Raw genomic sequence first — 10933 nt, 5'->3', positions numbered from 1 at the left:
TGAGGCTGCGGTAGCGGGCCTCGTCCTTGCGCTTGACGTAGTCGAGCAGCGAGCGGCGCTGCGAGACCATCTTCAGGAGGCCGCGGCGGGAATGGTTGTCCTTGCCGTGGGTCTTGAAGTGGCCGGTGAGGTTGGTGATCCGCTCGGTGAGGATCGCCACCTGGACCTCCGGAGAACCGGTGTCCTTGCCGCCGTTCGCGTATTCCTTGATGAGCGCGGTCTTGCGCTCTGCCGTGATCGACATCGCAGTGCCTTTCGGTACGGGTTTTCAGAAACGGGCGGCCTCGTCACGAGGGCCGCGCCATGCCCGGAGCGTGGCCGGTGCCGGGATGTCGTCCAGCACGGTCAGGCCCACAAGCAGCTTGTGCCCCGGCCCCGTTCGCACGGGTCGGAGCGGCGCGGACCATACACGAAACCGGCCCTGACGCCAGCCCTGGCGCCGCCGGCGGGTTCAGGCCGCGGCGGCGGCGGACATGCCCACGGCCCGGATGTCGCGCGCCAGCGCGTCGATCCGCGCAGGCTCCGAATCCCAGGCGAACATGAAGCGCGCGCCCCCGCCGATGAAGGTGTAGAAGCGCCAGCCCCGGGCGCGCAACGCGTCGAGGTGCTCGGGCGCGGCGCGCAGGAACACCGCGTTGGCCTCGACGGGAAACATCAGGTCGAAGCCCGCGACATCCGCCACCGCCGCCGCGAGGCGCTGCGCGCAGGCATTGGCGTGGCGTGCGTGACGCAGCCAGGCGCCCTCCTCCAGCACGCCGACCCAGGGGGCGGAGAGGAAGCGCATCTTGGAGGCGAGCTGCCCCGCCTGCTTGCAGCGGTACCCGAAATCCTCCGCCAACGCGGAATCGAAGAACAGGATCGCCTCGCCCGCCGCCATGCCGTTCTTGGTGCCGCCGAAGCAGAGGAGGTCGACGCCGGCCCGCCAGGTCATGTCGGCGGGGGTGCAGCCGAGGCTGGCGCAGGCATTGGCGAAGCGCGCCCCGTCCATGTGCAGGCGAAGTTCGAGGTCCCGGCAGGTTTCGGCGATCTCGCGGATCTCGGCGAGGCTGTAGAGCTGGCCGGTCTCCGTGGGCTGGGTGATCGTCACCACCCGGGGTTTGGGGAAGTGGATGTCCGAGCGGCCGGTGGCCACATTCCGGATCAGCGCCGGGGTGAGCTTGCCGTCGGGGCTCGCCACCACCAGGAGCTTCGAGCCGTTGGAGAAGAATTCCGGCGCGCCGCACTCGTCGGTCTCCACGTGCGCCGAGGCCGAGCAGATCACGCTGTGGTAGGACTGGCAGAGCGAGGCCAGCGCCAGCGCGTTGGCGGCGGTGCCGTTGAAGGCGAAGAACACCTCCGCGGAATCCGTCTCGAACAGGGTCCGGAATTCGTCCGCCGCCCGCTTCGTCCAGGGATCCTCCCCGTAGGCCGGCATCGAGCCCCGGTTGGCCGCCTCCATCGCCGCCCAGGCCTCCGGGCAGATGCCGGCGTAGTTGTCGCTCGCGAATTGCTGGGGCTCGGGGGGCCGGGTCTCGTCGGACATGGTTCGCTCTCGTCTGGCTCGGTCCCGCATCGGGAGCGCGACGACCGGCCGGAGCGATATGGCGAAGCCCGTTTGGTTGCCGGTCCGGCCACATCCCCGCCGGTTCCGGAGGGTGCCACCTTGCTCGGGAGAGCAGGTTGGCGTCAGGGATCGCCCCGACTCTTGATGATGGGCGCGAGATCTACCAGAGCGGCCCGACCCTGACAACACGGACGGGTTGTCCCGGCGCAAGGGCGCTACCCGAGCGGCGGGACCTCGACTGGCGCGCGACTTGCGCCGTTTGGCGTGCGATCCGCCGCCATGCGAAGGTCTGGACGATGATGGGCAACGGCCTCACCGCGCGCAAATCCGTCGCCGACATCCTGGCGGCCGGCTCAGAGGGCGATGCGCAGGGCGGGTTGTCGCGCTCCCTCTCGGCCTTCGACCTGGTGGCGCTCGGGGTCGGCGCCACCATCGGGGCGGGCATCTTCGTGCTCACCGGCACGGCGGCGGCGAATTATGCGGGCCCGGGCCTGACCCTGTCCTTCGTGCTCGGCGGCATCGCCTGCGCCTTCGTGGCGCTCTGCTACGCCGAACTCGCCGCGATGGTCCCCGCACCCGGCAGCACCTACACCTATGCGTACGCCACGCTCGGCGAACTCTGCGCCTGGATCATCGGCTGGGACCTCGTCCTCGAATACGCCATGAGCGCCGCCACCGTGGCGGTGGGCTGGTCGGGCTACGCGCGCTCGCTCCTGGGCGATGCCGGCCTGCACCTGCCCCCCGGCCTGACGGCGGCCCCCGGCACCGCCCTGCCCGGGGGCACCACCGCGTGGTTCGACCTGCCGGCGGCGGGCATCATCGCCGTGCTGACGCTGCTCCTCGTGCGCGGCAACCGCGAATCGACCCGGGTCAACGCCGTGATGGTGGCGATCAAGGTCGCGATCATCCTGGCCTTCGTCGGCATCGGCGCGGCCCATGTGGACACGGGCCTGTGGTCGCCCCTGGTGCCGGAGAACACCGGCACCTTCGGGGAGTTCGGCTGGAGCGGGGTCCTGCGCGGGGCCGGCGTGGTGTTCTTCGCCTTCATTGGCTTCGAGACCGTGTCGACGGCGGCGGGCGAGACGCGGCGTCCTCAGCGCGATGCGCCGATCGGGCTCCTCGGCTCGCTGGCGATCAGCACCCTGCTCTACGTGGCCGTCGCCGCCGTGCTCACCGGCCTCGTGCCCTACCGGGCCCTCGACGTGCCCGATCCCATCGCCAAGGCGGTGGAGGTGGTCGGGCTCGGCGCCTTCGCGGCCGGGATCAAGCTCGGGGCGATCCTCGGGCTGACCACGGCGGCGCTGGCCGCCCTCTACGGGCAGGCCCGGATCTTCTACGCCATGGCCCGCGACGGTCTGCTGCCTCCGGCCTTCGCGCGGGTGCATCCGCGCTTTCGCACCCCCGCCACGAGCCAGGTCGCCATCGGAGCGGTCACCGCGCTCGTCGCCGGCCTGTTTCCGATCGACCTGCTGGGCGAACTCGTGAGCATCGGGACGCTCTTCGCCTTCATGGTGATCTGCACCGCCGTCCTGGTCATGCGCCGGACGGATCCAACCCGGCCCCGCCCCTTCCGGGTGCCGGGGATGCCGGTGGTGCCGGTGATCGGCATCCTGTCCTGCCTCGGCCTGATGCTGGGGCTGCCCGGCGACACGTGGCTGCGCCTCGTGATCTGGCTCGTCCTTGGCCCGGCGATCTACTTTGCCTATGGCCGCCGTGCCGCACGGCGGCGTCGGGCAGGTTCGCCGGAGCCCGTTTAGGCCCCGGCTTTGCGCGTCATTGCCTCAGGAATCGTGGTGCGGCTCAGGAATAGTGGCGCGGGTTCGAACGGCCGGAATAGCGGCGGCGCAGGTAGGACACGAGCTTGGGGAGAAGGAAGGCGACGAGCAGCTTGCGCATGAGGGACGATCTCCGATCGGAAAGGGCGGCCCCCGAGGCCGCCGCGTTGCGGGTCTAATGCGGGATCGGGCCTCGCGTTCCGAAGCCGGCGCGACGAATTCGCGGGCGGCGGGCGGTTCGGGGTCAGCGCGCAATCACCGCGCGCACGGCGTAGCCGCCGTGAAGCTGGCGCACCTCCGCCCCGGCCCCCATCGTCCCGGCCACCCGGTTCACCACCTCCGGCAGGGTCCGGCGCGGCGTCACCGAAAAGGCCGCGAGCCAGCGGTTGAGGAGCGCGCGCGCCGGTCGGGGCAGGCCGGTCTGATCGCCGAAATCCACCACGTGCAGGCGGCCCCCCGGGGAGAGGTGCCCGGCGGCCTCGGTCAGCACTTGTTCCCAGGGCGGGATCATCGACAGCGTATAGGAGATCACGATCCGGTTGAAGGCGCCTTGCCCAAACAGCGAGACGGGATCGAAGTCCGTCGCGTCCCCTTGCGCGAGGCGGATGCGGCCCGGGAGACCCGCCCGCGCGACGGCGCGGGCGGCGGTGTCGAGCATCGCGGCGGAGACGTCGAGGCCGTGGCAGGCCGCGTCCGGATAGGTCCGGGCGATGCGCAGGAGGTTGCGCCCGGTGCCGCATCCGATCTCCAGCACGCTGCCGCCCGCCGGCACGTCGAGGCCGGCGATCACCCGGTCGCGGCCCAGCAGGTAGAACTTGCGGCTGGCGTCGTAGAGGTGGCGCTGGTGCCGGTACATCCGGTCCATCGCCTCGGCGGCGCCCGTCATGCGGAGCGCAGGCGATAGAGGTGGAAGCCGCCGTAGATGGCGGAGCGGTCGCGGGCCTGCCCCGCGCGGCTCTCGGCCTCCGCGTAGTCCCAGGCGTTCAGGATCGCGTCCGGCACCCGGCCGGGCAGGCGGCGCTCGTCGGCGGCCGTGCGGAAGATGACGCGGGCCCCGGGCCGGGCGGTGCGGGTGATCTGCGTCCAGAGCGCGGTGAGATCCGCGTCGCTCATCCAGTCCTGCGCGTCGAGGAGCACGTAGGCGTCCGCGCTCGCATCGGGGCTGGCGGCGAGGAACGCCGTCATCGCTTGCTGGCGGTAGCTCACCCGCTCGGCCCGCGCCCGCAGGGCCTCGAAATGCCGGGGCTGGAGATAGGGCGGCAGCGCGGCCCCGTCGCCCGGCGCGTAGGACCGGCCGAAGGCCTGCCAGGCGAAGTAGTTGTCGGACAGGTCGAAGTCGCAGGCGAGGCGCTCCAGGCGGTGGCGCAGCACCGCGACCATGCCGCCGGGGCGGTCCCCTGCCAGCGCCGTGTACTGGGCTGGCGGGATGCCGAGGCCGTACAGGGAAGCCGGGCGCTGGATCAGCCAGCGCACGAGGCGCTTCTCGAACAGGGGCGCGACATGCGCGGCGAACAGGGCGCGCTGCTCGGCCCGGTCGCGCGCCTCGAGCACCGCGGAGAGGTCGCAGCCATAGAGCCGGGCCAGCCGGTGCCCCGTGCCGATGAAGCGCCCGAGCAGGCCGTGCCGGAAGATGTTCTCGGAGAACGCCGCGATGCGCCGGCGCCCGTCGAGGCGCCGCGCCTCCCAATAGGCCCGCGATGCGGGATCGAGGCCCGGGGCGATCCGCGCGTCGTAGGCCGCGACGTTGGCGGGCGCGTCGGCGCGGCCGAAGAAGCGCAGGTAGGCCGCGTGGTCGGGGAGCCGGGCCAGGGCCGCGAGCTTGAGGCGGCCCAGGGCGATGTGGGCCCCATTGAGGTCGACGGCGCTGATGCGGGCCGGATCGGCGGTGAGGTAGGACAGCACGTTGCAGCTGCCCGACGCGATCGCCACCACGTGGTCGCGGGGCCCGAGGCCGAGAGCCGCCATGTCGACCACCGGGTCCTCCCAGATCTGCGGGTAGACCAGGCCGCTGAAGGCCAGGGTGAACAGCCGCTCGGAGAGGCCGGCCCGGGAGAGCGCCCGGCTGCGATGCACGGCCCGGGTCAGGCCGAGGCTGGTTTCGCGGCGGACCGCCCGGGCTGCTGGATTCATGCGGGCGCTCGCGCTTGTCCATCGGTGACGATGGACGCCGCCCCTACGCCCCGCGCATGACCGGCGGGTGACAGGCCTGCCGGGCTCGGGCCGGCGGGGCGGAAGGCCGCGTCAGAGTTCCAGGGTCAGGGTCACCGGCGCGTGGTCGGACGGGCGCTCCCAGCCCCGGGCGTGGCGGGCCACGGTGACGTCCCGCACGGTCCCGGCGAGGTCGGCCGAGACCCAGGCGTGGTCGAGGCGCCGGCCCTTGTTGGCGGCGGCCCAGTCGGGGGAGCGGTAGCTCCACCACGTGTAGATCTTCTCGGGTTCGGGCACGAGGAGGCGGGCGGCGTCGACCCAGCCGGCCTCGCCCCGCAGGGTCTCCAGGCGTTCGGTTTCCAGCGGCGTATGGCTGACCACGTCGAGGAGCTGCTTGTGGGACCAGACGTCGTGTTCGAGGGGCGCCACGTTGAGGTCGCCGACCAGGATCGCCGGTCCGGTGACCCGCCGCCCGCCCCAGGCGCGCAATTCGTCGAGGAAGTCGAGCTTGTGCGCGAATTTCGGGTTGAGGCCGCGATCGGGCACGTCGCCCCCGGCGGGCACGTAGAAATCGTGCAGCACGATGCCGGCGGCCTTGCCGGCCTCCGGCCCCAGCACCGCCGAGATGTGGCGCGCGTCCGCACGCTCGCAGAAGGCCATCACGTCGCGAGTGAGGAGCGGAAAGCGGGAGAGGATCGCGACGCCGTTGTAGCCCTTCTGGCCCGCGAACACGACGTTCTCGTAGCCCGAGCCGCGCAGGGCTTTGAGCGGAAACGCGTCGTCCGGACACTTCGTCTCCTGCAGGCAGAGCACGTCGGGCTGCGCCTCGGCGAGAAAGCGCAGGACCGAATCGATGCGCAGGCGCACCGAGTTGATGTTCCAGGTGGTGACGGTGAAGCGCACGGCGTTCGGCTCGCGTGAGGCTGGAAAACGTTTAAAGGATCGTGCGCGCGTCGGCGCGGCGGGCCGGCATAGACCGGATCGCCGCCGCCGTCGCCGGGGAAATGCCGCGCTTGGGGGCGCCTGACGATCCGTGCGGGATCGCCAGGCCGCCTCGAGCGAGATCGAGGGATCGTTCAGTGTCGCGCATCCGTTCCGCGCTCTTCAACGCCTACTGGGCCGGCTGGACCGCCCTGTTCATCCTGCCGCTCGCGGTGCTCGCCGTCCTCGGCGCGCCGGCCCGGCCGATCCGCGCCTTCACCCGCCTGTGGTCGCGCGGCATCCTGTTCGGCCTCGCGCGCATCGTCGGCCTGACCTACGTCGAGGAGGGGCGGGCCCGCATTCCCGCCGAGCCCTGCCTCATCGTCGCCAACCACCAATCGGCCTGGGAGACGCTCGCCTTCCTGGTGCTGGTGCCCAACGTCGCCATCGTGGCCAAGCGCGAACTCGTGGCGATCCCCATCGTGGGCTGGTTCCTGCGCCGCTCGCCGATGATCATCATCGACCGGGCCAACGGCACCCAGGCCCTGCGGGTGATGATCGACGAGAGCCGCGCGGCGATCGCGGACGGGCGCTCGGTGCTGATGTTCCCCGAGGGCACGCGCGGCGGCATCGACGAGCCGGTCCAGTTCAAGCGCGGCGTCGAACTGCTCTACGCCAAGCTCGGGCTCCCCGTGCTGCCGGTGGCGGTCAATTCGGGTCTGTACTGGCCCCATGGCGGCGCCCGGCACAGGCCCGGCGCGGTCACGGTGAGCTACCTCGCTCCCCTCCCCCCGGGCCTGAGCGGCGCCGAGTTCATGCGCGGCACGCAAGGGGCGATCGACGCGGAGCTCGACCGCTGGCGGGTGCCGGGCGCCCCGGCGGGGGACGCGCGCAGCGCCTCTTAGAGCGGCCGTCCTACGGCTCCAGCCCCTCGGCCTTGCGGCGGGCCGCGCGGCGCCGCTCGACGCGGGCCACCGAGAAGATCGAGGCCTCGTAGAGGAGCAGCATCGGGATCGCCAGCGACAGCTGCGAGATCACGTCCGGCGGGGTCAGCACGGCGGCGGCCACGAAGACGAGGACGATGGCATAGCGGCGCTTCTCGCGCAGGAACGCCGTGTCGATCACGCCGATCTGGCCGAGCAGGGTCAGGATCACCGGGAGCTGGAAGGCGATGCCGAAGGCGAAGATCAGCGTCATGATGAGCGAGAGGTACTCGTCCACCTTCGGCAGGAGGGCGATCGTCGCCTCCCCCGGCTGACCGATCTGCTGCAGCGAGACCGAGAACTGGATCAGCAACGGCATCGCCAGGAAGAACACCACCAGGGCGCCGAGGATGAAGAACACCGGCGTCGCCACGAGGTAGGGCAGGAAGGCCTGGCGCTCGTTGCGGTAGAGCCCCGGCGCCACGAAGGCGTAGACCTGCGTGGCGATGACCGGGAAGGCCAGGAAGCCGGCGCCGAACACGCTGAGCTTGATGTTGGTGAACACCTGCTCGAGGAAGTGCGTCGCGATCAGCTTGGCGTTCTCGACCCCCACCACGGAGACGTAGGGGTAGACGAGGATGTTGTAGATGTGCCGCGAGAAGAAGAAGCACCCGAAGAACATCACCACGAAGGCGGCGAGCGACTTGATCAGCCGCGAGCGCAGTTCGATGAGATGGTCGAGGAGCGGGGCCCGCGAGGCTTCGATCTCGGCGTCGTCGGTCTCGTTGCTCATCGGCCGGAATCAAGCTCGGGTTTGGCTGGCGTCGCGGGGCGGGGCGGTTCGACGGGCGTCGGGTCGGCGTAAGCCTGGGGCTCGAGCGGATCGGCGCTCCAGGCGTGGGTCGCCGGCGTCTCCGGGGCCGCGCGCGGCGGCAGGTCGGGCAGCGACTCCACGGGCGCGGTCGGGGCCTGGATGGTATTCTCGCGCTCGGCCAACTGCTCGGCGACGTTGGCGAGCCCCTGCGTCGGCGAGGGTGTCGTCTTCGTCTCGGTGCGGCCGTCGACGGCGCCCTTGAGTTCGTCGCGGATGGTCTGGACCGGGTTGAAGGTCGGGCCCATCGTGCCCGCCGCCTTCTTGACGCCGTCCACCTCGCGGCGGATCTCGTCGAACTCGGCCTCGCGGATCGCCTCGTTGAACTGCGACTGGAACTCGCCGGCCATGCGGCGCATCTTGCCGGTGATCTGGCCGACCGTGCGCAGGGCCTTGGGCAGATCCTTCGGGCCGATGACGATGAGGGCGACGCCGCCGATCAGCATCACCTCGCCCCAACTCATGTCAAACATGGTGTCGACTGTCCCGCGACCGCGCGCTGCCCATCAACGGCGCGTCGGCCATCGCAGGTCGCGGCGGATTCCGCCAGACCCGTGACCGGCCGCCACGCTCCCTATCGCGTCGCGCGTCAGACGACCTTGCGGTCGGCCGCGACCGTGTTGGCGGTGGCCGGCTCGCCCTGGTGGGGCAGCGTGCGCACCGGCTCGCCGGCGCTCGGCGGCGGCACGGCGGTGGTGGCCGGCGTCTCGTCCTCGGCCATGCCCTTCTTGAAGGCCTTGATGCCCTTGGCGACGTCGCCCATCAGGTCCGAGATCTTGCCGCGCCCGAACAGCAGCATCACGATGCCGGCGACGATGATCCAGTGCCAGATACTCATGCTGCCCATGGCAACCTCCCGCGCCGCAGCCCAAACGCTGCGCGGCGCCGTTACGTGTGTCGGTTGAGGGCGAACCTAAGGATCGGGCCCCTCGAGCACAAGAAGAGCGGGTGACACCGGCCCCGTTGCGATCGCCGCATCGCGGGAAAGCAAGTTCCTTGCCCCGATCCGTTCCCCGATCCGTTCTTGGACCTCGGGACGGGCTCATAGACCATGCGCCCGGAAAAGTCCCTCGCGTGGATCAAGTCCCTCGCTTCGGTGAGGTCCCTCGCCTTGGTGAAGTCCTTCGGGGACGTGACGATCCGGGATCAGGCGGCGAACGACAGGGCCGCCGCGAAGCGGGCGCGGGCCTCGGGCACGTCGAAGGCCTCGGCGGTCGTGGTCAGGCGCGCCAGCGCGGCCTCGGCCCGGCGCAGGGCCGCGCCGACGAGGATCGGCGCGCCCTCGGCGACGCCGCGCATCTCGTCCGGCTCGCCGTTGCAGTGCAGGCCGACATCGATGCCGGCGGCAAAGCACGCCTCGGTGCGGGCGCGGAAGCTGCCCTGGAGCGCGTGCATCGAGAGGTCGTCGGTCATCAGGAGGCCGTCGAAGCCGATGGCGCCCCGGATGATGTCGCGGATCACGATGGCCGATTGCGTCGCCGGGTGGGCCGGATCGAGGGCGGTGAGCACCACGTGGGCGCTCATGGCCATGGGCAGGTCGGCCAGCGCCCGGAAGGGCACGAAATCCTGGGCGCTCAGCGCCGCGAGGTCCGCCTCCACCACGGGCAGGCCCTTGTGGCTGTCGCAGGCCGCCCGGCCGTGACCCGGGATGTGCTTCATCACCGGCAGCACGCCGCCCTGCATCAGCCCCTCGGCCACCGCCCGGCCGATCTCGGCCACGCGCTCCGGGGACGTGTCGTAGGCCCGGTCGCCGATGACGTCGTGGGCGCCCGCCACCGGCACGTCGAGGACGGGGGCGCAATCGACGTTGATACCGACGCTGGCGAGGTCGTGCGCCATCAGCCGGGCGCCGAGCCGCGCGATCGTCGCGGCCGAGCCGTTGAGGCCGCCGAAGCGGCGCCCCGCCGGGTAGGCCGGCCAGTGCGGCGGCCCCATGCGCTGCACCCGTCCGCCCTCCTGGTCGATCAGGATCGGCGCGTCGGCGCGCCCCACCGTGGCCCGCAGGGCGCCGGTGAGCGCCCGGACCTCGTCGGGGGTGCCGATGTTGCGCTTGAACAGGATGAAGCCCCAGGGCGCCACGTCGCGGAAGAAGGCGGCCTCTTCGAGCGAGAGGGTCTTGCCGGCGCAACCGAGGATCAAGGCACGGGAGGTCATGACGGGGGACGCGTCCTCGGGGCTGGGACCGGGGGCCGGCTCCGGTGAGCACGGCGCGGGCTGAACGCAACGCGAATCGCTGCGGGATGAGGCCGAAAAACGTCGGATGGGACGAAGGCGGGTACAAGGGGGCTGCCGGCGTGCCGGCGTGGCGCGGCGGCCACAGCCGAGGGAGGCGCCGCTTCCCGCCGGTCAGCCGACCGGCAGGTTCAGGTCCGGCCCTCGGGGAACCGCCCGCGCATCGCGGGCGGAACGGGGGGCACCAAAACGATCAGTTCTTGGCCACGAAGCACTGGCCGCCCGCGCCCTGGAGCTGGGTGCACAGGCTGGCCGCCTCGTTCTTGCCCAGGGGCCCGACGCGGACGCGGTAGATGGTCTTTCCGTTGACCTCGGCCTGACGGATCAGGGCGGGCTGGCCGGAGAGCTGGCTGTACTTGCCCTGCATCTGCTTGAAGGCCGCCTGGGCCTCGCTCTCGCTGGTGCGCACGCCGAGCTGGACGACGTAGCCGCCGCCCGAGGCCGGGGCGGAGGCCGGCGGGTTGGCGATGGCGGAGGTCGCCTCCGGCGCCACGGCGGCGACGCGCTGGGGCGCCTTGGC

12 protein-coding genes and 1 riboswitch are annotated in these 10933 nt (G+C 71.6%); of the genes, 2 read left to right on the top strand and 10 right to left on the bottom strand.

Annotated elements, in window-relative coordinates; translation table 11 throughout:
* Positions 1-244: 30S ribosomal protein S15 (rpsO, locus tag JWQ05_RS07915; RefSeq protein ID WP_299657177.1), on the bottom strand; the 244-nt coding region annotated here is incomplete at its 3' end.
* 207 nt (positions 245-451) lie between these two features.
* Positions 452-1522 carry a low specificity L-threonine aldolase gene (locus JWQ05_RS07910; protein WP_299657175.1) on the bottom strand — a complete coding sequence of 357 codons (1071 nt, stop codon included), beginning with the start codon at positions 1520-1522 and terminating at the stop codon, positions 452-454.
* A 62-nt stretch (positions 1523-1584) separates the two neighbouring features.
* A riboswitch (SAM-I-IV-variant riboswitch) is annotated at positions 1585-1696 on the bottom strand.
* A gap of 143 nt (positions 1697-1839) precedes the next feature.
* Between JWQ05_RS07910 and JWQ05_RS07905 the strand changes: the two genes are divergently transcribed.
* On the top strand, positions 1840-3300 hold the full coding sequence (locus JWQ05_RS07905; RefSeq protein ID WP_299657172.1) for an amino acid permease: 1461 nt from the start codon (positions 1840-1842) through the stop codon (positions 3298-3300).
* A gap of 262 nt (positions 3301-3562) precedes the next feature.
* Here the strand turns inward: JWQ05_RS07905 and JWQ05_RS07900 are convergent, their stop codons facing one another.
* From JWQ05_RS07900 to JWQ05_RS07890, 3 genes are all read right to left on the bottom strand, one after another.
* Complete coding sequence (locus JWQ05_RS07900; protein WP_299657169.1) at positions 3563-4204, bottom strand: class I SAM-dependent methyltransferase; 642 nt, start codon at positions 4202-4204, stop codon at positions 3563-3565.
* The gene (locus JWQ05_RS07895) at positions 4201-5448 is read right to left on the bottom strand and encodes a DUF3419 family protein (protein ID WP_299657166.1); all 1248 of its coding nucleotides are present in this window, start codon (positions 5446-5448) and stop codon (positions 4201-4203) included. Before JWQ05_RS07895 ends, JWQ05_RS07900 begins: the two co-directional genes overlap by 4 nt.
* Before the next feature lie 111 nt (positions 5449-5559).
* Entirely contained in the window at positions 5560-6369 is an 810-nt protein-coding gene (locus tag JWQ05_RS07890; protein WP_299657163.1) for an exodeoxyribonuclease III, read from the bottom strand.
* 176 nt (positions 6370-6545) lie between these two features.
* On the opposite strand from JWQ05_RS07890, the gene JWQ05_RS07885 reads away from it, so the two are divergent.
* Positions 6546-7292: a 1-acyl-sn-glycerol-3-phosphate acyltransferase gene (locus JWQ05_RS07885; protein ID WP_299657160.1), complete on the top strand. Its 747-nt coding sequence runs from the start codon at positions 6546-6548 to the stop codon at positions 7290-7292.
* A 10-nt stretch (positions 7293-7302) separates the two neighbouring features.
* Here the strand turns inward: JWQ05_RS07885 and tatC are convergent, their stop codons facing one another.
* The 5 genes from tatC to JWQ05_RS07860 all read right to left on the bottom strand — a co-directional run.
* On the bottom strand, positions 7303-8103 hold the full coding sequence (tatC, locus tag JWQ05_RS07880; protein WP_299657158.1) for a twin-arginine translocase subunit TatC: 801 nt from the start codon (positions 8101-8103) through the stop codon (positions 7303-7305).
* Complete coding sequence (gene tatB, locus JWQ05_RS07875) at positions 8100-8654, bottom strand: Sec-independent protein translocase protein TatB (protein ID WP_299657155.1); 555 nt, start codon at positions 8652-8654, stop codon at positions 8100-8102. Before tatB ends, tatC begins: the two co-directional genes overlap by 4 nt.
* Positions 8655-8770: 116 nt before the next feature.
* Positions 8771-9028 carry a twin-arginine translocase TatA/TatE family subunit gene (locus JWQ05_RS07870; protein WP_299657152.1) on the bottom strand — a complete coding sequence of 86 codons (258 nt, stop codon included), beginning with the start codon at positions 9026-9028 and terminating at the stop codon, positions 8771-8773.
* Between the two features lie 299 nt (positions 9029-9327).
* The gene (nagZ, locus tag JWQ05_RS07865; protein ID WP_299657149.1) at positions 9328-10335 is read right to left on the bottom strand and encodes a beta-N-acetylhexosaminidase; all 1008 of its coding nucleotides are present in this window, start codon (positions 10333-10335) and stop codon (positions 9328-9330) included.
* 271 nt (positions 10336-10606) lie between these two features.
* Positions 10607-10933: SPOR domain-containing protein (locus tag JWQ05_RS07860; protein WP_299657146.1), on the bottom strand; the 327-nt coding region annotated here is incomplete at its 5' end.

This window comes from Methylobacterium sp. (assembly GCF_028290105.1).
In the GTDB taxonomy this organism is placed as follows: Bacteria; Pseudomonadota; Alphaproteobacteria; order Rhizobiales; family Beijerinckiaceae; genus Methylobacterium.
The sequence above is the reverse complement of the archived record's forward strand: the minus strand, read 5'-3'. Positions and strand labels throughout refer to the sequence as shown.

What these genes read in the sequence shown, in the direction of transcription:
- JWQ05_RS07905 (WP_299657172.1), top strand. Translation starts at nt 1,840, where the DNA reads ATGATGGGCAACGGCCTCACCGCGCGCAAATCCGTCGCCGACATCCTG.
- JWQ05_RS07895 (WP_299657166.1), bottom strand. Translation starts at nt 5,448, where the DNA reads ATGAATCCAGCAGCCCGGGCGGTCCGCCGCGAAACCAGCCTCGGCCTG.
- JWQ05_RS07900 (WP_299657169.1), bottom strand. Translation starts at nt 4,204, where the DNA reads ATGACGGGCGCCGCCGAGGCGATGGACCGGATGTACCGGCACCAGCGC.
- tatC (WP_299657158.1), bottom strand. Translation starts at nt 8,103, where the DNA reads ATGAGCAACGAGACCGACGACGCCGAGATCGAAGCCTCGCGGGCCCCG.
- nagZ (WP_299657149.1), bottom strand. Translation starts at nt 10,335, where the DNA reads ATGACCTCCCGTGCCTTGATCCTCGGTTGCGCCGGCAAGACCCTCTCG.
- JWQ05_RS07910 (WP_299657175.1), bottom strand. Translation starts at nt 1,522, where the DNA reads ATGTCCGACGAGACCCGGCCCCCCGAGCCCCAGCAATTCGCGAGCGAC.
- JWQ05_RS07870 (WP_299657152.1), bottom strand. Translation starts at nt 9,028, where the DNA reads ATGGGCAGCATGAGTATCTGGCACTGGATCATCGTCGCCGGCATCGTG.
- tatB (WP_299657155.1), bottom strand. Translation starts at nt 8,654, where the DNA reads ATGTTTGACATGAGTTGGGGCGAGGTGATGCTGATCGGCGGCGTCGCC.